This window comes from Rhodoferax sp. UBA5149 (assembly GCF_002413825.1).
In the GTDB taxonomy this organism is placed as follows: domain Bacteria; phylum Pseudomonadota; class Gammaproteobacteria; order Burkholderiales; family Burkholderiaceae_C; genus Rhodoferax.
The window spans coordinates 1-268 of the sequence record NZ_DHXT01000158.1 but is presented as its reverse complement, the minus strand read 5'-3'; the positions used below and the strand labels follow the sequence as shown (position 1 = coordinate 268).

At 53.4% G+C, this 268-nt stretch carries 1 pseudogene; it reads right to left on the bottom strand.

Annotated features, from left to right (window positions below):
* Positions 1-233, bottom strand: a pseudogene (locus B3V69_RS13855) (long-chain fatty acid--CoA ligase); the annotation flags it as partial.
* Positions 234-268: the final 35 nt, after the last annotated feature.

The following is a 268-nucleotide window of genomic DNA, read 5'->3' as shown; positions in this document are numbered from 1 at the left end:
AGGTGCCGGTAGCCGTTCCATGCGAGTGTGGCCACCCGGTCGCTAAAGGGCAGTTTCAAACCATCCAGCGCGTTGGCCACCTGGCGTGCACGTCTTGCCACATCCTTGTAGGTGTAGCGATGAATATCACCTTCCACCCGTCGCGACACGATCTCGCCTTCGCCATGGTGGCGTTCGGCAAACTCGATCAGCGACGAAATCAACAATTGGTGGCTTTGCATCAACCCAAGCATGAAAGAACTCCTGAAAAAATAATAAATCTGAAACC